This is a genomic window from Cellulomonas sp. S1-8, from assembly GCF_026184235.1.
Taxonomy (GTDB): Bacteria; Actinomycetota; Actinomycetes; order Actinomycetales; family Cellulomonadaceae; genus Cellulomonas.
In genome coordinates, this window is sequence record NZ_CP110806.1 from 3,122,118 (window position 1) to 3,139,950 (window position 17,833).

The 17,833-nt window shown below is 74.3% G+C and carries 19 protein-coding genes; 12 read left to right on the plus strand and 7 right to left on the minus strand.

Annotated elements, in window-relative coordinates:
• The first annotated feature begins 200 nt into the window (after positions 1-200).
• The 6 genes from OKX07_RS13945 (at position 201) to OKX07_RS13970 (ending at position 5,413) form a co-directional block, all read left to right on the plus strand.
• Positions 201-1,238 carry an ABC transporter substrate-binding protein gene (locus OKX07_RS13945; RefSeq protein ID WP_265628678.1) on the plus strand — a complete coding sequence of 346 codons (1,038 nt, stop codon included), beginning with the start codon at positions 201-203 and terminating at the stop codon, positions 1,236-1,238.
• A complete protein-coding gene (locus tag OKX07_RS13950) occupies positions 1,235-2,290 on the plus strand; it encodes a FecCD family ABC transporter permease (protein ID WP_265628679.1) in 1,056 nt (351 codons plus the stop codon). Before OKX07_RS13945 ends, OKX07_RS13950 begins: the two co-directional genes overlap by 4 nt.
• Positions 2,287-3,333: a FecCD family ABC transporter permease gene (locus tag OKX07_RS13955; protein ID WP_265628680.1), complete on the plus strand. Its 1,047-nt coding sequence runs from the start codon at positions 2,287-2,289 to the stop codon at positions 3,331-3,333. Before OKX07_RS13950 ends, OKX07_RS13955 begins: the two co-directional genes overlap by 4 nt.
• The gene (locus OKX07_RS13960; RefSeq protein ID WP_265628681.1) at positions 3,330-4,214 is read left to right on the plus strand and encodes an ABC transporter ATP-binding protein; all 885 of its coding nucleotides are present in this window, start codon (positions 3,330-3,332) and stop codon (positions 4,212-4,214) included. Before OKX07_RS13955 ends, OKX07_RS13960 begins: the two co-directional genes overlap by 4 nt.
• A 189-nt stretch (positions 4,215-4,403) precedes the next feature.
• Positions 4,404-5,009, plus strand: a complete 606-nt coding sequence (locus OKX07_RS13965; RefSeq protein ID WP_265628682.1) for a nucleotidyltransferase domain-containing protein — start codon at positions 4,404-4,406, stop codon at positions 5,007-5,009.
• A 98-nt stretch (positions 5,010-5,107) separates the two neighbouring features.
• Complete coding sequence (locus OKX07_RS13970) at positions 5,108-5,413, plus strand: hypothetical protein (protein ID WP_265628683.1); 306 nt, start codon at positions 5,108-5,110, stop codon at positions 5,411-5,413.
• Between the two features lie 8 nt (positions 5,414-5,421).
• Here OKX07_RS13970 and OKX07_RS13975 read toward each other — a convergent pair whose 3' ends face one another.
• From OKX07_RS13975 to OKX07_RS13990, 4 genes are all read right to left on the minus strand, one after another.
• Complete coding sequence (locus OKX07_RS13975; protein WP_265628684.1) at positions 5,422-6,546, minus strand: GuaB3 family IMP dehydrogenase-related protein; 1,125 nt, start codon at positions 6,544-6,546, stop codon at positions 5,422-5,424.
• Positions 6,547-6,595: 49 nt separating this feature from the next.
• Positions 6,596-8,122 carry an IMP dehydrogenase gene (gene guaB, locus OKX07_RS13980; protein ID WP_265628685.1) on the minus strand — a complete coding sequence of 509 codons (1,527 nt, stop codon included), beginning with the start codon at positions 8,120-8,122 and terminating at the stop codon, positions 6,596-6,598.
• A gap of 43 nt (positions 8,123-8,165) precedes the next feature.
• Complete coding sequence (locus OKX07_RS13985) at positions 8,166-8,840, minus strand: response regulator transcription factor (RefSeq protein WP_265628686.1); 675 nt, start codon at positions 8,838-8,840, stop codon at positions 8,166-8,168.
• A 195-nt stretch (positions 8,841-9,035) separates the two neighbouring features.
• Complete coding sequence (locus OKX07_RS13990; protein WP_265628687.1) at positions 9,036-10,142, minus strand: MerR family transcriptional regulator; 1,107 nt, start codon at positions 10,140-10,142, stop codon at positions 9,036-9,038.
• A gap of 259 nt (positions 10,143-10,401) precedes the next feature.
• Here OKX07_RS13990 and OKX07_RS13995 point away from each other — a divergent pair, with 259 nt between their 5' ends.
• Positions 10,402-10,698 (plus strand): WhiB family transcriptional regulator, encoded by a 297-nt coding sequence (locus OKX07_RS13995; RefSeq protein ID WP_265628688.1) that lies wholly within the window; start codon positions 10,402-10,404, stop codon positions 10,696-10,698.
• A gap of 165 nt (positions 10,699-10,863) precedes the next feature.
• Here the strand turns inward: OKX07_RS13995 and groES are convergent, their stop codons facing one another.
• Positions 10,864-11,157 carry a co-chaperone GroES gene (gene groES, locus OKX07_RS14000; protein ID WP_265628689.1) on the minus strand — a complete coding sequence of 98 codons (294 nt, stop codon included), beginning with the start codon at positions 11,155-11,157 and terminating at the stop codon, positions 10,864-10,866.
• A gap of 281 nt (positions 11,158-11,438) precedes the next feature.
• Between groES and OKX07_RS14005 the strand changes: the two genes are divergently transcribed.
• Together OKX07_RS14005 and OKX07_RS14010 are read left to right on the plus strand one after the other, a co-directional pair.
• On the plus strand, positions 11,439-12,641 hold the full coding sequence (locus OKX07_RS14005) for a class I SAM-dependent methyltransferase (protein ID WP_265628690.1): 1,203 nt from the start codon (positions 11,439-11,441) through the stop codon (positions 12,639-12,641).
• Positions 12,641-13,789 carry a glutamate--cysteine ligase gene (locus OKX07_RS14010; protein WP_265628691.1) on the plus strand — a complete coding sequence of 383 codons (1,149 nt, stop codon included), beginning with the start codon at positions 12,641-12,643 and terminating at the stop codon, positions 13,787-13,789. The genes OKX07_RS14005 and OKX07_RS14010 overlap by 1 nt, the downstream gene beginning before the upstream one ends.
• Before the next feature lie 3 nt (positions 13,790-13,792).
• Here the strand turns inward: OKX07_RS14010 and OKX07_RS14015 are convergent, their stop codons facing one another.
• Complete coding sequence (locus tag OKX07_RS14015; RefSeq protein WP_265628692.1) at positions 13,793-14,995, minus strand: hypothetical protein; 1,203 nt, start codon at positions 14,993-14,995, stop codon at positions 13,793-13,795.
• Positions 14,996-15,090: 95 nt separating this feature from the next.
• Between OKX07_RS14015 and OKX07_RS14020 the strand changes: the two genes are divergently transcribed.
• Together OKX07_RS14020 and OKX07_RS14025 are read left to right on the plus strand one after the other, a co-directional pair.
• A complete protein-coding gene (locus tag OKX07_RS14020) occupies positions 15,091-15,486 on the plus strand; it encodes a PadR family transcriptional regulator (protein WP_265628693.1) in 396 nt (131 codons plus the stop codon).
• Positions 15,483-16,031: a hypothetical protein gene (locus OKX07_RS14025; RefSeq protein WP_265628694.1), complete on the plus strand. Its 549-nt coding sequence runs from the start codon at positions 15,483-15,485 to the stop codon at positions 16,029-16,031. The genes OKX07_RS14020 and OKX07_RS14025 overlap by 4 nt, the downstream gene beginning before the upstream one ends.
• Positions 16,032-16,068: 37 nt before the next feature.
• On the opposite strand, the gene tsaD is transcribed toward OKX07_RS14025, so the two are convergent.
• The gene (tsaD, locus tag OKX07_RS14030; RefSeq protein ID WP_265628695.1) at positions 16,069-17,109 is read right to left on the minus strand and encodes a tRNA (adenosine(37)-N6)-threonylcarbamoyltransferase complex transferase subunit TsaD; all 1,041 of its coding nucleotides are present in this window, start codon (positions 17,107-17,109) and stop codon (positions 16,069-16,071) included.
• A gap of 88 nt (positions 17,110-17,197) precedes the next feature.
• Between tsaD and OKX07_RS14035 the strand changes: the two genes are divergently transcribed.
• Entirely contained in the window at positions 17,198-17,830 is a 633-nt protein-coding gene (locus tag OKX07_RS14035) for a malonic semialdehyde reductase (protein WP_265628696.1), read from the plus strand.
• The last annotated feature ends 3 nt before the right edge of the window (positions 17,831-17,833 follow it).

Sequence of the window (17,833 nt, forward strand, 5' to 3'; positions counted from 1 at the left end):
ATGGCCCGTGTTCTGATGTGGTGAGCCGCATCGGGTGTCATGCACGTCACGATCCGGCCCCGGGGGCCATGGCGTAAGGTTAGCCTCACCTACTGAGCCCGCCTCCCGCGGGCCCGTCGGGCAGCCGCGCACGCGCCGCCGCCACGACGACCGCGACCCCACCTGCGAAGGACACCATGCGCACTGCGCCCTCCCGCCGCGTGTTGCGACCCCTCGTCGCCGCCACCGCCGCCTCCCTCCTGCTCGCCGCCTGCGCCACCGGAGGCGCGGACGACACGGGGGACCCCACGGCCACGGCCGAGGCCGGTTCCGACGTCTTCCCCGTCACGCTGACGAGCACCTTCGGCGAGACCACGATCGAGGCCGAGCCCACCGCCGTCGCCTCGGTCAACTGGGGCAACCACGACGTCGCGATCGCGCTGGGCATCGTGCCCGTCGGCTTCGCCAAGGCGAGCTACGGCGACGACGACACGGACGGCATCCACCCGTGGACGTACGAGGGCCTCGAGGGCCTCGACGCGACCGGCGACGCGCTGCCCGTCCTGTTCGACGAGACCGACGGCATCCCGTTCGAGGCCGTCAACAACACGGCGCCCGACGTCGTGCTCGCCGCGTACTCCGGCCTCACCGAGGAGGACTGGACCACGCTGTCCCAGATCGCGCCCACCGTGTCGTTCCCCGAGTTCGCCTGGGGCACCAACTGGCAGGACATGGCGCTGATCAACGGCGAGGCGCTCGGCCGCAAGGCCGAGGCCCAGGCGCTGGTCGACGACGTCCTCGCGCAGATCGACGACGCCCTGGCCGAGCGCCCCGACGTCGAGGGCACCACCGTGGCGTACACCTGGATCGACCCGGCCGACCCCAGCACCATCGGCGTCTACACCCCGCTCGACGCACGCGTGCAGCTGCTGGACGACCTCGGCATGAGCACCGCGCCGTCGGTCGTCGAGCTCGCCGGCGACACCGACCTGTTCTTCGTCGACCTCGCGGCCGAGCAGGCCGACGTCCTGGCCGACGTCGACATCCTGGTCACCTACGGCGACGAGACGACGCTCGCGACGCTGCAGGCCGACCCGCTGATCGGCAAGATCCCCGCGGTCGCCCGCGGTTCCGTCGCCGTCGTCCCGGACGGCGTGCCGCTCGCGTCGGCCACCTCCGGCCCGACCGTGCTGTCCGTCCCGTGGTCCCTCGACGCGTACCTCGACCTGTTCCAGGCCGCGGCCGAGAAGGTCGGATGACCCTCGTCGCCCCACCCGGGACGCCGGCCGCACCCTCCCGGGTGCGGCCGGCGTCCCTGCGGCGCCGGCGGGTCGTCGGGCTCGCCGTGTGCGCCCTGGCGGTGCTGCTCGCCGTCGTCGCCTCCCTCGCGTTCGGTGCCCGCGTCGTCGGCTGGTCCGACGTCGTCGCCGGCGTGCTGCACCCCGACACCTCCGACATCGCGCAGGCCGCCGTGCAGTCCCGCGTCGCACGCACCGTCCTCGGCCTGCTGGTCGGCGCCGCCCTCGGCATGGGCGGCGCGGTGCTCCAGGGCCTGACGCGCAACCCCCTGGCCGACCCCGCCCTGCTCGGCATCAGCTCGGGCGCGTCGCTCGCGGTCGTCCTCGGCATCATGCTCCTGGGCCTGTCGACGCTCCAGCAGTACGTGTGGCTCGCCTTCGCGGGCGCCGCGCTCGCGTCGGTCCTCGTCTACGCGATCGGGTCGCTGGGCCGCGAGGGCGCGACCCCGCTCAAGCTCGCGCTCGCGGGCGCCGCCACGACCGCCGCCCTCGGGTCCGGCGTCTCGATGGTGCTGCTGTCCCGCACCGACGTCCTCGACACCTTCCGGTTCTGGCAGGTCGGGTCGATCGGCCGTGCGTCGTTCGCCGAGATCGGGCAGGTGCTGCCCTTCCTCGTCGTCGGCACCGTGCTGGCCGTCGGCTGCGCACGCGGCATGGACGCCATCGCGCTCGGGGACGACGTCGCCGCCGGTCTCGGGCAGCGTGTCGGCCTCGTCCGCGCCGTCGGAGGGCTGGCCGCCGTGCTGCTGTGCGGCACCGCGGTCGCCGCCGCCGGACCCATCGGCTTCGTCGGCCTGGTCATGCCGCACCTCGCCCGCACGTTCACCGGCCCCAGCCACCGCTGGCTGCTGCCGGCCTCCGCCGCGCTGGGCGCGGCCCTGCTGCTGGCCGCCGACGTCGTCGGCCGCGTCGTGGCCCGCCCGCAGGAGATCGAGGTCGGCATCGTCACCGCCGTCCTCGGCGCCCCGGTGTTCATCGCGATCATCCGACGGCACAAGGTGAGCGCGCTGTGACCGCCGTGCTGCACGACCGGCCCGGCGCGGTCGTCGCGCGCGCCCGGCGCGCCCGCACGCGGCGGTACCGCACCGTCGTCGCCGTCCTCGCCCTCGCGGTGCTCACCGTCGCCGTCGTCGCGCTGTGCGTCGGCGAGCGCCCGTCCACGCCTGCCGAGGTGCTGCGCGTCCTGCTGGGCGAGCAGGTGCCCGGGGCGTCGTTCAACGTCGGCGTCCTGCGCACGCCGCGCGCCCTGACGGCGGTCCTCGTCGGTCTCGCGTTCGGCATGGGCGGCGTCGTCTTCCAGACGATGCTGCGCAACCCGCTGGCCAGCCCCGACATCATCGGCGTCAGCGCCGGGTCCAGTGCGGCGGCCGTCCTCGCGATCACGGTGTTCGGCCTGTCCGGTGCGGCGCTGTCCGTCGTGGCGGTCGTCGCCGGCCTCGCCGTCGCCGGGGCCATCTACGCGCTGTCGTGGCGCAACGGCGTGCAGGGGGCCCGGCTCGTGCTCATCGGCATCGCGGTGGGCGCCATGCTGGACTCCGTCATCGGCTACGCCATGACGCGCGCCGGCATCTACGACGCCAACGAGGCGCTGCGCTGGCTCACCGGCTCGCTCAACTCGGCCTTCTGGCCGAGCGTCGGACCCCTCGCGCTGGCGCTCGCCGTCCTGCTGCCCACGCTGCTGGTGCTCGCGCGTCGGCTGCCGGCGCTGCAGCTCGGTGACGACGCCGCCGCCGGCCTCGGTGTCCGGCCCGACCGCTCGCGCCTCGCGCTGCTGATCGTCGCCGTCGCCGCGATCGCGGTCGCCACCGCCACGACCGGTCCCATCGCGTTCGTCGCCTTCCTGGCCGGTCCCATCGCGCACCGGCTGCTGCGCGGCACGGGCGCGCTGCTCGTCCCCGCCGGACTCGTCGGTGCGCTCCTCGTGCTCGTCGGGGACCTCGTCGGGCAGCACGTGCTCGGCCACCGGTTCCCCGTCGGCGTCGTCACCGGCGTGCTCGGCGCGCCCTACCTGCTCTGGCTGCTCGCCAGGACCAACCGCTCCGGAGGCTCCCTGTGACGGACTCCCCCGCCGCCCACACCCTCGCCGTGGAGGCCGTGACCGTCGGGTACGACGACCGGGTCGTCGTGCACGACATGACGCTCGCGATCGCACCGGGTGCGATCACGGCGATCGTCGGCGCCAACGGCTGCGGCAAGTCCACGCTGCTGCGGGCGATGGCGCGGCTGCTGCCGGTGCGCAGCGGGCGGGTCCTGCTCGACGGCGTCCCGATCGACTCGATCCCCACGCGGCAGGTCGCAGGCGTGCTGGGCCTGCTGCCGCAGTCGCCGGTCTGCCCCGAGGGCATCGCGGTCGCCGACCTCGTGGGGCGCGGGCGGTACCCGCACCAGGGGTGGTTCCGCCGCTGGACCGCGCAGGACGACGCGGTCGTCGAGCAGGCGCTGGTCGCGACCGACATCCTCGATCTCGCGGACCGGCCCGTCGACGAGCTCTCCGGCGGGCAGCGCCAGCGCGTGTGGATCGCGATGGCGCTCGCGCAGCAGACGGACGTGCTGCTGCTCGACGAGCCCACGACGTTCCTCGACGTCGCGCACCAGGTCGACGTCCTGGACCTGCTCGCCGACCTCAACCGCCGCCACGGCACGACGATCGTCATGGTCCTGCACGACCTCAACCTCGCCGCCCGCTACGCCGACAGCCTCGTCGCGCTCACCGACGGCCGCCTGTACGCGCAGGGCGACCCGACCGACGTCGTCACCGAGCAGATGGTCCGCGACGTGTTCGGCATGACGGCGCGCGTCATCCCCGACCCGGTCAGCGGCACCCCGCTGGTGCTGCCCGTCGGCCGCCACCGCACGGGACGGATCGCCCAGCCGACGGACGAGGGCACCGTCGTCGCACCGCCCGTCGAGCGACCTGTGGCGCAACCCGTTCTCTGAGGACGGCCACCGGGCCTCGGGACAGCCATCGAGCACACGGAAAACCACACGTCCGTACGGAAAACCACACGATCGTACGGAATACCGTAGCCTTGGCGGCACGTCACGACCCCACGTAAGGACGTGTCACGACCACCAGAAAGGCTGCAGATGGATTGGTCGACGCCCGCCGGCCCGATCATCCACGGGATGGAGGGCCCGGTTCTGTACCGCCTGTACCGCGTGATGGGACCTCAGACCGTCGGAGAGATCCACAAGCGCGCCGGTGTCGGCTCCCTCAGCGGTGTCCGCGGCGCGATCGACCGCCTGGTCGCGCAGGGCCTCGCGGTCTCACACCCGGTCGGCAAGGTCGTCGGATTCACGCTCAACCGGGACCACGTGGCCTACCCAGCGGTGAAGGCCCTCTTCGAGGCGTACGACCCTTACCGTGAGTTCTCGCGACGGCTCCACGACCTCGTCGCTGGCCACGTGGGCGACGTCCCAGACCTCGTCGTCGCCGTCTTCGGCTCGGTCGCGCGACGCTCGGCGACCGTGACCTCGGATGTCGACATCATCGTCATGACACCAGACGATCCGCCGTGGGACGACGACCGCGCCCTGGCGCTCAGCACCGGCCTGGCGTGGGAGGTACGACGCTGGACCGGCAACGAGCCGCAGATCGTGGAGATGTCCCGCCGTCAGCTGCTGAGCGCTGCCCGTGAGCGCGACCCGCTCGTCGAGTCCCTCCGGGCCGACGCCGACACCGTCGTCGGCGAGGACCTGCGCCAGCTCCTCGACCGCGAGGTCCCCCGGTGAACGCTCGCGACGAGGGTCGCCGACGCCGAGCCGTCACCACGCACGACGTCAGGGCGCGGGCCGAGGCCGCTCGAGCGTTCCGCGATGCGGCGCGCCTCTTGGTCGACGAGCCCGAGTACGCACAGGTGGCGGCCGCGCTCGCCGTGCTCGCCGGCATCGCTGCCGCGGATGCCGTCTGCGGCCACGCACTCGGCCAGTACTCCCGCGCCCAGGGCCACCGGGAGGCGATCGACCTGCTCACCTCCGTCGACGAGACGCTCGCGAAGCAGCTCGGACTCCTTCTTGCCCAGAAGGACAACGCCCACTACTCGCCACGCGCGATGTCGGCGGTCACCGTGACACAGCTCGTGCGTGCAGCCGGGCACCTCGTCGAGCAGATGGATGCCCGGCTGACCGGAGGGTGAGCCAGGTCTCAGAACGGCTGGTACGGGGAGACGACGACCTCGATGCGCTGGAACTCCTTGAGGTCGGAGTACCCGGTGGTCGCCATCGCGCGACGCAGGGCGCCGACGAGGTTGAGGGTGCCGTCGGCGGTGTGGCCGGGGCCGAACAGGATCTGCTCGAGCGTGCCGACCGTGCCGACCGAGACGCGCTCGCCGCGCGGCAGCTGCGGGTGGTGCGCCTCGGGTCCCCAGTGGAAGCCCCGGCCGGGGGCGTCCGACGCGCGGGCCAGTGCGGCACCCAGCATCACCGCGTCCGCACCGCAGGCGACGGCCTTGACCAGGTCGCCCGAGCGCCCGACGCCGCCGTCGGCGATGACGTGCACGTACCGCCCGCCGGACTCGTCGAGGTAGTCGCGCCGGGCCGCCGCGACGTCGGCGACGGCCGTGGCCATCGGGGCGTGGATGCCGAGCGACACGCGCGTGGTGTGCGCCGCGCCGCCGCCGAACCCGACGAGGACGCCCGCGGCACCCGTGCGCATGAGGTGCAGCGCCGCGGTGTACGTCGACGCGCCCCCGACGATGACGGGCACGTCGAGCTCGTAGATGAAGCGCTTGAGGTTCAGCGGCTCGGCACGACCGGAGACGTGCTCGGCCGACACCGTGGTCCCGCGGATGAGGAACAGGTCGACGCCCGCGTCCACGACGGCCCGCCAGTGCTCCTGCGTGCGCTGCGGGCTGAGGGCACCGGCGACCACGACACCGGCGTCACGGATCTCCTGCAGGCGCGCCCGGATCAGCTCGGGCTGGATCGGTGCGGCGTAGATCTCCTGCATGCGGGCGGTCGCACGCGGCGCGTCGAGCGACGCGATCTCCTCGAGCAGGCCCGTCGGGTCCTCGTACCGCGTCCACAGGCCCTCGAGGTCCAGGACGCCGAGCCCGCCGGCCCGGCCCAGCGCGACGGCCGTCGCGGGGCTCATCACCGAGTCCATGGGTGCGGCCAGCACCGGCAGGTCGAAGTGGTACGCGTCGATCTGCCAGCCGATCGACACCTCCTCCGGGTCGCGCGTGCGCCGTGAGGGCACGACCGCGATGTCGTCGAAGGAGTACGCCCGGCGCCCCCGCTTGCCGCGCCCGATCTCGATGTCGCTGGTCACCCGAGGAGCCTACCGGCGGGCACCCGATGCCTCGGCAAGGCGGGCGCGGTCAGCGGCCCGTGTAGTTGGGCGCCTCGACCGTCATCTGGATGTCGTGCGGGTGGGACTCCTTGAGTCCCGCCGGCGTGATCCGGATGAACTGCCCGCGCTGCTGCAGCTCCTCGATCGTGTGCGCGCCGACGTAGAACATCGACTGCTGCAGCCCGCCGACGAGCTGGTGCGCGACGGCCGACAGCGGGCCGCGGTACGGCACCTGGCCCTCGATGCCCTCGGGCACGATCTTCTCGTCCGTCGTCACGTCGGCCTGGAAGTACCGGTCCTTGGAGTACGACACGCGCCCCCGGGACGCCATCGCCCCGAGCGACCCCATGCCGCGGTAGTGCTTGAACTGCTTGCCGTTGACGAACACGAGGTCACCGGGCGACTCGTCGCAGCCCGCGAGCAGCGAGCCGAGCATGACGGTGTCCGCGCCCGCGACCAGCGCCTTGGCGATGTCCCCCGAGTACTGCAGGCCGCCGTCGCCGATGACCGGCACGCCCGCCGGCTGGCACACCCGGGCGGCGTCGTAGATCGCGGTGACCTGCGGCACGCCGACTCCCGCGACGACGCGCGTCGTGCAGATCGAGCCCGGGCCGACGCCGACCTTGACGGCGTCGACGCCCGCGTCGACGAGCGCCTGCGCGCCCGGCCGAGTCGCGACGTTGCCGCCGATGACCTGGACGTGCCGGGTCGCCGGGTCGGACTTCAGGCGCCGCACCATGTCGAGCATGAGCCGGGCGTGGCCGTTCGCGGTGTCGACGACCAGCACGTCGACGCCCGCCTCGACGAGGGCGGACGCGCGCTCCCAGGCGTCACCGAAGAACCCGATCGCCGCCCCGACCACGAGGCGCCCGTCGGCGTCCTTCGTCGCGTGCGGGTACTGCTCGGACTTCACGAAGTCCTTGACGGTGATGAGCCCGGCCAGCCGGCCGTGCTCGTCCACGAGCGGCAGCTTCTCGACCTTGTGCTTGGCGAGCAGCGCCGCGGCGTCCGCGCGCGCGATCCCGACGGGCGCGGTGACCAGCGGCATCGACGTCATCTCGTCGCGCACGCGGCGGGTGGCGAACTCCGCGGCGGGCACGAAGCGCAGGTCGCGGTTGGTGATGATGCCCAGGAGGCGACGGGTGTCGTCGACGACGGGCAGCCCGGAGACGCGGTACGTGCCGCACAGCGCGTCGAGCTCGGCGAGCGTCGCGTCGGGGCCCACGGTCACGGGGTCGGAGACCATGCCGGACTCGGAGCGCTTCACGACGTCGACCTGGTGCGCCTGGTCGACGATCGACAGGTTGCGGTGCAGGATGCCGACGCCGCCCTGGCGCGCCATCGCGACCGCCATGCGCGACTCCGTGACGGTGTCCATGGCAGCCGAGACCAGCGGTACCCGGACGGTGATCTCGCGCGTGAGACGCGAGCTGGTGTCGACCTCGGAGGGGATGACGTCCGTCTCGCCGGGGAGCAGCAGGACGTCGTCGTAGGTGAGCCCGACCCGCGCGAACGGGTCTCCAGGAGCAGACGTGGGTGACTCGGGCGCCGTCATCGGGCCAGGATACGGCGCGAGACGGCCGCCACGGGCCCGCCGGTCAGTCGATGATGCCCCGACGCAGCCCGATGGCGACGGCCTGGGCGCGGTCGGACGCACCGAGCTTGCGGAAGAGCCGGCGCGCGTGCGTCTTGACCGTGTCCTCCGAGAGGAACAGCTCCTGGCCGATCTGCGCGTTGGACCGCCCGTTGCTCATCCCGATGAGCACCTCGATCTCGCGCTTGGTCAGCACGGGCGTGGGCTCGCTGGGTCGCGACCCGACGCCGGCGTCGGCGCGCGGTGCGTGGGACTCCTGCAGCGGTGACGCCGGGTGCGGGACACCCGCCGTGCCCGGGGGCGCGGACGAGACGGGGCTGGCCTGCACGTGCGCGGCGACCGCCGCGAGCTCGGCGCGTCCCACGTCGGGGGCGAGGAAGCCGCGTGCGCCGAGGGCGAGGGCGCGGTCGAGCGCCTCACCGTCCTCGGGCCCGGCCAGCAGGACGACCGCGGCGGACGGTGCGACGGCGCGCAGCCGACGGATCGCCTCCGCGGGCCCGGCACCGGGCAGGTGCGCGTCCAGCAGGACGACGGTGGGAGCGATGCGTCGGGCGAGCGCCAGCAGCTCGTCCGCCGTCGCAGCGGCACGGACGGGTGCCAGTGACGGCACACCGATCGATGTCACGACGAGCCGCTCGCGCACGGTCGCCGAGCCGTGGCAGACCACGACTCCAGCCATGGGATTCCTCCTCGCACCGGTCCCGTCACACCTGCGTGCACGGGTCCATGCCTGCATCGGCGTTACCGGTGCGTCACGTTAGCCCCCGCGAGGGGTGGTCACGGATCGAACTCGCCGTTTCCTCACGGTTGCGGAAGGACACGTGGTATGCGATCACGCGTTCGGGTCATCGCGTCGTGACGAATTGACACCGGGTCACAGGGGCGGCGACACCGCGACCGCCGCCAGCGCCTCGTGGAGCAGGCCCGGGAGGGTGCGCGCGCGGTGCACCGAACGGTCCAGCGGCACCCGGTCCTCGGCCACCGCGGCGACCATGACGAACTGCGGCAGGTCGGCCCGCTCACGTGCCAGACGTGCCACGACGGACAGGTCCGGCGCGGCGGACTCCGACAGCGTGACCACGGCGCGGGCGCGGGTCATGAGCGCGAGCTCGCCGGCGTGCCGCGTGGACACCGGACCGGCGACGAGCCGCGCGTCGACGCCGCCGTCGACGAGCGCGGCGGCGAGCACGTGCGCCTGCACGGGTCGCACCTCCCCGGGGACGGGCAGCAGCAGGACGACGGGGGCACCGGACGCCGGCGGTGTCGCGGTGTGCGCCCGCACCGCCGTGAGCACCGCACCGAGCAGCGTCTCGCGCGCGTCGACCCCCGGGCGCTCGACGACGGTGCGTCGGGCGAGGGCCGCCAGGGCCGGCTGCACGAGCGTCGTCCACCACGCGGTCAGGTCGTCGGCCGTGGTCGTGTCGAGCAGGGAGACGCACCGGTCGGCGCGTCCCGTCAGGGCGCCGTCGACGAGCGCGGCGACGGCGCTCGCGGCCCCGGCCGCGCGGCCGGAGGTCGCGGCGTCGGCGCGCGCCCGGCCCTCCGGCGCCCCGTCCCCGCCCGACGCGGGCAGCCGCCGGGTCAGGTCGTCGCTGCCCGGCGCGGGTGCGGGTGCGACCGCGTCGTGCGCGTCGGAGGCGAGCGCGAGCCGCGCCGCCTCGACCGGGGCGACGCCGTCGATGGTCAGGCGACGCATCACGAGGAGGCGGTCGAGGTCGTGCGTCGTGTAGCGGCGGTGGGCGCCCGCCGAGTGCTCGGACGGCCCCAGGCCGTAGCGCCGGTCCCAGGTGCGCAGCGTGGCGGGTGCGACGCCGAGGCGACGGGCCACGGCGGCCACCGTCAGGGCGGGCCCGAGCAGGGCGGCGACGCCGTCGGCGGGTGTCAGCCCGGCATCGACGGGCGTGGGCGCAGCGTTCGCGGGCGCGGGTGCGCGCTCCGCGTCGGCCGGGCCGGCCGAGGTCTCGTCTGCTGCGGGGACCATGACGCGATTGTGCCAGCCGGTGGCGCGGTCCCGGGGACCCCGTGGGTCCTGGGGCCGGTGTGGCGGACGGCCGTCCTGCACCGACGTCCAGAACGCGCCAGATAACCGCTTCACACGACCGCTTCAGAAAGAGGGTCTTGAACAACTTCTGGCGCGGTTGTAGGTTGGCACCAGGTCGACACGGGAAACCGGCGACGACCACCCACTTCTTCGTCTCGGCCAGCGCCGTAGGACGACCACGTACTCAAGGAGGCACACCATGGCCGAGATCTCGCGTCTGCCCGGACCGGTGATGGACCTGTGGGAGTGGCAGTTCGACGGCGCGTGCCGCGACGCCGACCAGGACCTGTTCTTCCACCCCGAGGGCGAGCGCGGCTCGGCCCGCCGCCGCCGCGCCGAGGCCGCCAAGGCCATCTGCGCGACCTGCCCCGTGCTCAAGGAGTGCCGCGAGCAGTCGCTCGCGGTGCGCGAGCCCTACGGCGTGTGGGGCGGGCTCTCGGAGGAGGAGCGCACCGCGGTCCTCGCCGAGCGCGCCGGCCGCCGCGTCACCGCCTGACCGCTCGACCCCCGCGTACAACGGGGTACGTGATGAAGGCCCCCTTCCGCAGGGAGGGGGCCTTTGTCGTCCCCGGGGACGAGGGTCCGCGAACGACGAAGGCCCCCTCCGAGGGAGGGGGCCTTCGTCGTTCGCGGGGACGGGTCCCCGACGGGTCGAGCGTCGTCAGCCGACGATCGCGAGGATGTCGCGCGCCGAGAGGATCAGGTAGTCCTCGCCGCCGTACTTGACCTCGGTGCCGCCGTACTTGGAGTAGATGACCTTGTCGCCGACCGCCACGTCGAGCGGCACGCGGTTGCCCTTGTCGTCGATCCGACCCGGGCCCACCGCCAGGACCTCGCCCTCCTGGGGCTTCTCCTTGGCGCTGTCAGGGATGACGAGTCCCGAAGCGGTCGTCGTCTCGGCCTCAAGGGTCTTGACGACGATCCGGTCCTCGAGGGGCTTGATGGAGACCGACACAGCGGACCTCCCCTTCGCATGTGAGTAGTTCAGCGATGTCTGCGTCGCACCGTTGCCACCGTCGTCGCGGGAGCCGGGGCCACAGGTGCGATCGGCATCCCCAGGAGGGGGTACCGACCTCCTCACTCTAGGAACGCGTTAGCACTCGGTCAACCCGAGTGCCAGCCCTCGGCCCTCCGGGTCCGCGCCCCGGGCGCGCCGGGGGCCCCAGGTCGCCCGTCCGGCGCACCCGTCCCGCCGCCGGGTGCCGCGGGCGGCGTCCGACGTGGGAGGGTGATCCGGTGGACGACGCCGGGCTGGTCAAGCTGCTCAGCCCCGACGGGTGGGCGCTGCTGCAGGCACTGCCGCCGTACGACGAGCGGCTCGTGCTGCCGATCACCGAGCGGCTGCAGAAGGAGGGCTTCGAGCCCGGGCTGGTCGCCGCCGCGCTCACGCAGTCCCGGCTGCGCGCCAAGGCGCGCGGCAAGCTCGGCGACTTCGCCGAGGGCATGCTCTTCACGGTCGCCGGGCTCGAGCAGGCGACGCGCCTCGAGGTCGCCGCGCACCACGCGCGCCGCTACCGGGACGCCGGGTGCACCTACGTCGCCGACCTGACCTGCGGCCTGGGCGCCGACGCCCTCGCGATGGCCGGCGTGGGGCTGCGGGTGCTCGCCACGGACGTCGACGAGACCACGGCCGCGCTCGCGACGGTCAACCTGCGCGCGTTCCCGGAGGTCGAGGTCCGCATGGGGGACGGCCTCGCGCTCGACCTGGCGGCCGAGGGCGTCGACGGCGTGTACGCCGACCCGGCGCGCCGCACCGGGACCGGCCGGCGCGTGTTCGACCCGCGCGCCTACTCCCCGCCGCTCGACGCGGTGCTCGCCGCCCGCGAGACCGTCCCCGCGCTCGGCCTCAAGCTCGGCCCCGGCATCGCCCACCGCGACCTGCCGCACGACGCCGAGGCGCAGTGGGTGTCGTCCGACGGCGAGGTCGTCGAGCTCGGCCTGTGGTTCGGCCCGCTCGCGCCCGACGGGCCCGGGCGCTCGGCCCTCGTCCTGCGCGACGGTTCCGCGCACGCGCTGCGCGCGGACCCCGACGGCGACGACGACGCCCCGCCCGTCGGCCCGGTCGGCGGGTACCTCTACGAGCCGGACGGCGCCGTCATCCGCGCCGGGCTCGTCGGGACGATCGCGCACCGCGTGCGCGGACGGCTCGTGGACCCGACGATCGCCTACGTGACCTCCGACGCCCTCGCCGACCGCGCCGCCTGGCAGCCGCTGGCCACGGCCTACCGCGTCCTCGACGAGCTGCCGTTCGGCCTCAAGCGCCTGCGCACCTACCTGCGCGAGCGTGACGTGGGTCGCCTCACCGTGAAGAAGCGCGGCACGGCCGTCGTCCCCGAGACCCTGCGCCGCCAGCTCGACCTGCGGGGCGGCACGGAGGCCACGATCGTGCTGACGCGCGTCGCCGGGCAGCAGCGCGTGCTCGTCGTGGAGCCGGTCTGATGGCCGCGCCCGTCACGCTGCCGTTCGCGCAGTCAGAGCGGTCGAGCGTCGGCATCGAGTGGGAGGTCGCGCTCGTCGACACCGACTCCGGGGACCTGCGTCAGGCGGCGCAGGCGATCTTCGAGGCCGTCCGGCCGGCCGACGGCACGGACCACCCGCACATCACGTCCGAGCTGCTCCTCAACACGGTCGAGGTGTCGTCCGGCAAGTGCCGCACGGTGGGCGAGGCGGGGGCGGACCTGCAGCGCGCGCTCGACGTGGTCGCGGCGGCCGCGCGGCCGTTGCGCATCGAGCTCATGGGGGCGGGCACGCACCCGTTCGCGAGCTGGGCGACGCAGCGCGTCACCGACAAGCAGCGCTACGCGACCCTCATCGACCGGACGCAGTGGTGGGGCCGGCAGATGCTCATCTACGGCGTCCACGTCCACGTCGGCATCGAGGACCGCGCCAAGGTGCTGCCGCTGAGCCGCGCGATGCTCACGGTGTTCCCGCACCTCCAGTCGCTGTCGGCGTCGTCGCCGTTCTGGGGCGGCAAGGACACCGGGTACGCGTCGAACCGCGCGCTGCTGTTCCAGCAGCTGCCGACCGCCGGGCTGCCGCCGCAGCTCGAGCACTGGGAGCAGCTCGAGCAGTACGTCGGCGACATGCGGCACACCGGCGTCATCGACCAGATGAACGAGGTCCGCTGGGACATCCGCCCGGCGCCGCACTTCGGCACCCTGGAGATGCGCATCGCCGACGGCGCCGCGAACCTGCTCGAGGTGACCGCGATCAGCGCGTTCACGCACTGCCTCGTGGAGCACTTCTCGTCGATGATCGACGCGGGCGAGCCCCTGCCGACGCTGCCCCTGTGGTTCGTGCAGGAGAACAAGTGGCGCTCGGCCCGCTACGGCATGGACGCGATCGTCATCACGAACGCGGCGGGCGACGAGGAGCTGGTGACGGACTCGGTGGGCCGGTGGCTGGTCGAGCTGGCGCCCGTCGCGGCGCGGCTCGGCTGCTCGGCGGAGCTCGAGCAGGTCCGGGTCATCCTGCGGCGCGGCGCGTCGTACCAGCGACAGCGCGCGGTCGCGCGACGGCACGCGGGCGAGCTCGAGCCGGTGGTGCGCTCGCTGCTCGCGGAGATGGTGGCCGGCCGGCCGCTCTGAGCGTCAGGCCCACCGCCACGACGCGAGCAACCCGTCGATGGCACGCGCCGGGCCCGGGTCGTGCGTCCTGCGCGTCAGGGTCCACGCCCACGTCCGTCCGTCGCGGTCGAGCCGAGCCTCCGTGCGCAGCACGTGGTCACCGACCGCGAAGGTGCGCACGAGCACCTCGCCCGCGGGTGTCGCCCGCACCGTGACGGGTCCCGCCGGCCGCACCGGCGGTCCGTAGGCGTGCACGTGCGGCGACTCGAGCGCGGTGCGCGCATCACGTCCGTCAGCCGTCGCAGCCGACGTGACGACGAGCGCCGCCGCCGGGGCGATCCGGACGTACAGGTGCGTCCACGTGCCGTCGGCCGCCGGGACGTCGACGGCGGTGGGCGGCGCGGGCAGGAGGCACGCGGCGACGTGGGTGCCCTGGGGTCCGCGGACGGTCGTCGGCACGGTCGCGAGGCAGGGGTCGGACGGCAGCGCCGGCGACGTCGGGTGCGGCCCCGCGGCGGGGTCGTCCGGCAGCCACTGCCAGGTCGTCAGGACGGCGTCGGCGAGCCCGTCGACGTCGTCGTCCCCGTCGCCGCGCATCACGCCGACGACGAAGGCCCAGCCGTCGTGGTCGACGTGCGTGTCCGTGACGCGCCTGCTGCCCACGACGAACGTGCTGCGCCACGCCGGCCCGGCCGCGGTCTCGGCGTGCTCGACGTCGCCGACGTGCAGGCTCCGGTCGCCCCCGAGGGCACGGGAGAGCCGTGGCCGGTCGGGTGCCGCCACCACGAGCTCGCCGCGGTGGACCGCCCCGACACGGCCGAGGCAGACGACGAGCAGCGCACGACCGCTCCCCAGCCCCACCACGACGTCCGTCCGGCCGCCGTCCTCACCGGGCACACCCGATCGGGGGTCGTTCGGTCCCGGCGCGAGGAAGGCCTCGCCGGGACGCCCGTCGCCGAGCGGCGCCACCCGGACCGGCACGGTGGGCACGGCGGGGTCGGCTCCGCGCGGGAGGGACGCGAGCCCGAGCGGCGCCCGCGCGACGGGGATCTGCTCCCGCAGGCGCCGCAGTGCCACGGCGCGGTCCTGCGGCGAGAGCGCCGGGTCGAGCATCCGGGCCATCCGACGCCGCAGGCGCCACCGCGCGACCGGCCCGACGTCGCGCACGACGACCCACAGGAGGGCGAGGCCCGCCACGACCAGGACGACGGCGGACGGATCGGTCACCCTGACGGTGTCGGCAGCAGTCCCGCCGGACTTGACCTGCCGAGCCTCGGGGCCACTATTTGGCATTGCCAGGTACCTGGCGCTACGGTAGTCCGGTGCCCGAGACCCGCGACCCCCAGCTCCTCAAGGGTGTCCTGCCGATGCTCGCCCTCGCGGCGCTCACCCGCGCCGAGACCTACGGGTACGAGCTCGTCACGGTCCTGCGGGACGCCGGGCTGACGGAACTGTCCACCGGGACGCTCTACCCGGTCCTGACCCGGCTCGAGCGCGACGGCCTGCTGACCTCGCGGCTCGTCGCCTCCTCGTCCGGGCCCGCCCGCAAGTACTACCGCCCCAGCGACGTCGGGCTGCGCGCGCTCGCCGACCAACGCACCGCCTGGGCGGCTCTCGTCGCCGTCGCCGGCCGCGTGCTCGCCGACGCCGGGCCCACCACCCACGCGCAGCCGGCCGTCCTGGCTGCCGCACCGACCACCCCCGGGGAGCGCTCATGAGCACCACGTCGACCACCACGGCCCGCCACCCCCTCGCGTTCCGCGACCGCGCACGCCTGCGGCGGTGGCTGTGGCGGTTCACGCTCGCCATGCAGGACCACCCCGCGCGCGAGGGTCGTCGCATCCGCCGGGACCTGCGGGCGGCGCTGCTCGACGACGCCGAGCGGATCGGCGTCGACGCGGCGCTGCGGGAGATCGGCAGCCCGTTGCGCGTCGCCGCCGACCACCTCGAGGCGCTGGGCAGCGCGGGCCCGCGCTGGAACGACGGGGCGGTCCTGGCCGCGCTCCTCGGGTTCGCCCTCCCGCTCTACATGTGGGCCGCCTGGGCGATGGGCGCGATCGACGCCGTGGGGGCGATGGGCGGCGGGCGCGTCGAGCTCACCTGGCTGGGGGTCCCGATGACGGCCGAGAGCTCGGACGAGATGTTCGGGCTGGAGTTCACGCTCGGGTGGCAGCCGTTCGCGGTCTCGCTCGTGCTCGGTGCGCTGGGCTTCGCCCTCGGCGCCCGCATCTGGCGCCGGTGGGCGCGGACGCCGATCAGCTGACGACTCGCGCGTCGGGGCGACGCGGCTCGCCGACCGCTCAGACGAGGACCTGCGTGAGCGGCATGCTCGAGTCCACCGGCAGGTCCAGCGGGGACGGCGTCATCCCCCGCCGGACGACCGCCGACCCGAGCGCCGCGATCATCGCGCCGTTGTCGGTGCAGTAGCGGATCGGCGGGATGCGCAGCTCGATGCCCGCCTCGGCGCAGCGCGCCGCGGCCATGTCCCGCAGCTGGGAGTTGGCGGAGAACCCGCCGCCGACCACGAGCGTCGCGACGCCCTCACGTCGGCACGCGGCGATCGTCTTGGCCGTCAGCACGTCGGCGACCGCCGCCGCGAACGACGCGGCGACGTCCTCGAGCGGGACGGGCTCGCCGGCGTCCTGCCGGGCCTCGACCCACCGGGCCACGGCCGTCTTGAGCCCCGAGAACGAGAAGTCCGTGGCATGCCTCGCCTGGTCCTTGGGTGCGGTGAGCCCGCGCGGGAACCGGATCGCCGTGGGGTCGCCGTCGCGCGCGAGCCGGTCGATGTGCGGCCCGCCGGGGTACGGCAGCCCGAGCAGGCGTCCGACCTTGTCGAACGCCTCCCCCGCCGCGTCGTCGAGCGTCGAGCCGAGCTCGGTGACGTTCACGGTGTCGTCGATCAGCAGCAGCGAGGAGTGCCCGCCGGACACGACGAGCGCCATGACGCGCTCGGGGAACGGCCCGTCGACGAGCTCGTCGACGACCGCGTGCCCGATCACGTGGTTGACGCCGTACAGCGGCTTGCCGAGCCCCACGGCGAGCGCCTTGGCGGCGGCGGCCCCGATCGTCAGGGGTCCGACGAGCCCGGGCCCGGCCGTCACGGCGACGGCGTCGACCTCGGCCAACGTGACCTGCGCGGTCGCGAGCGCCCGCTCGATCGTGGGGACCATCGCCTCGAGATGGGCACGCGCGGCGATCTCGGGGATGATCCCGCCGTAGCGCGCGTGCTCGTCGACCGAGCTGGCGACGGCGTCGACGAGCAGGTCGTACCCGCGCACGAGGCCGACGCCGGTCTCGTCGCAGGAGGTCTCGATCCCGAGGACGAGGGGTGCGCTCACGCCGCTCAGGATAGGCGGCGGCACCGACGTGACGCGTGTCACGGTTGCCTCGGGGTATCGATGTGTTCGCAACGACGTTGCTCCGGACATGACCACGAGCGACCTGATCGACCCCACCGCGTCGCTGCTGCCCGGCGCCGACACCGCCCTCGCGGACCTCGTGTTCCACGGCGCCCGCACCGTGGGCCGGTTCGTCGACGACACCGTGCCCGACGACCTCCTGCAGGCCGTCCACGACACCGTGCGCTGGGGCCCCACGGCGAACAACTCCGGACCGATGCGCGTCCTCGTCGTCCGCAGCCCCGAGGCCCGGACGCGCCTCGCGGCCCACATGGCCGAGTTCAACCGCGACCGCGTGCTGGCCGCACCGGTGACCCTGGTCGTCGCCGCGGACACCGACTTCCACCTGCACCTGCCCGTGCTCGCACCCCACACGCCGACCGCGGGCGACAGCCTCGCGGGCGTCCCCGACGTGCGCGAGCGCATGGCCCGGGAGAACGCGTGGCTCCAGACCGGTTACCTCGTCGTCGGGCTGCGCGCGGCCGGCCTGGGCGTCGGACCGATGACGGGCATGGACGCCGCCGGCGTCGACGCCGAGTTCTTCGCCGGCACCGGCTGGCGGGCGCTGTCCGTGCTCAACGTCGGCTGGCCCGACGGTGAGGGCACGGACCGTCCCCGCGCCCCGCGGCTCACGTGGGAGCAGGTCTCCCGCGAGGCCTGATCC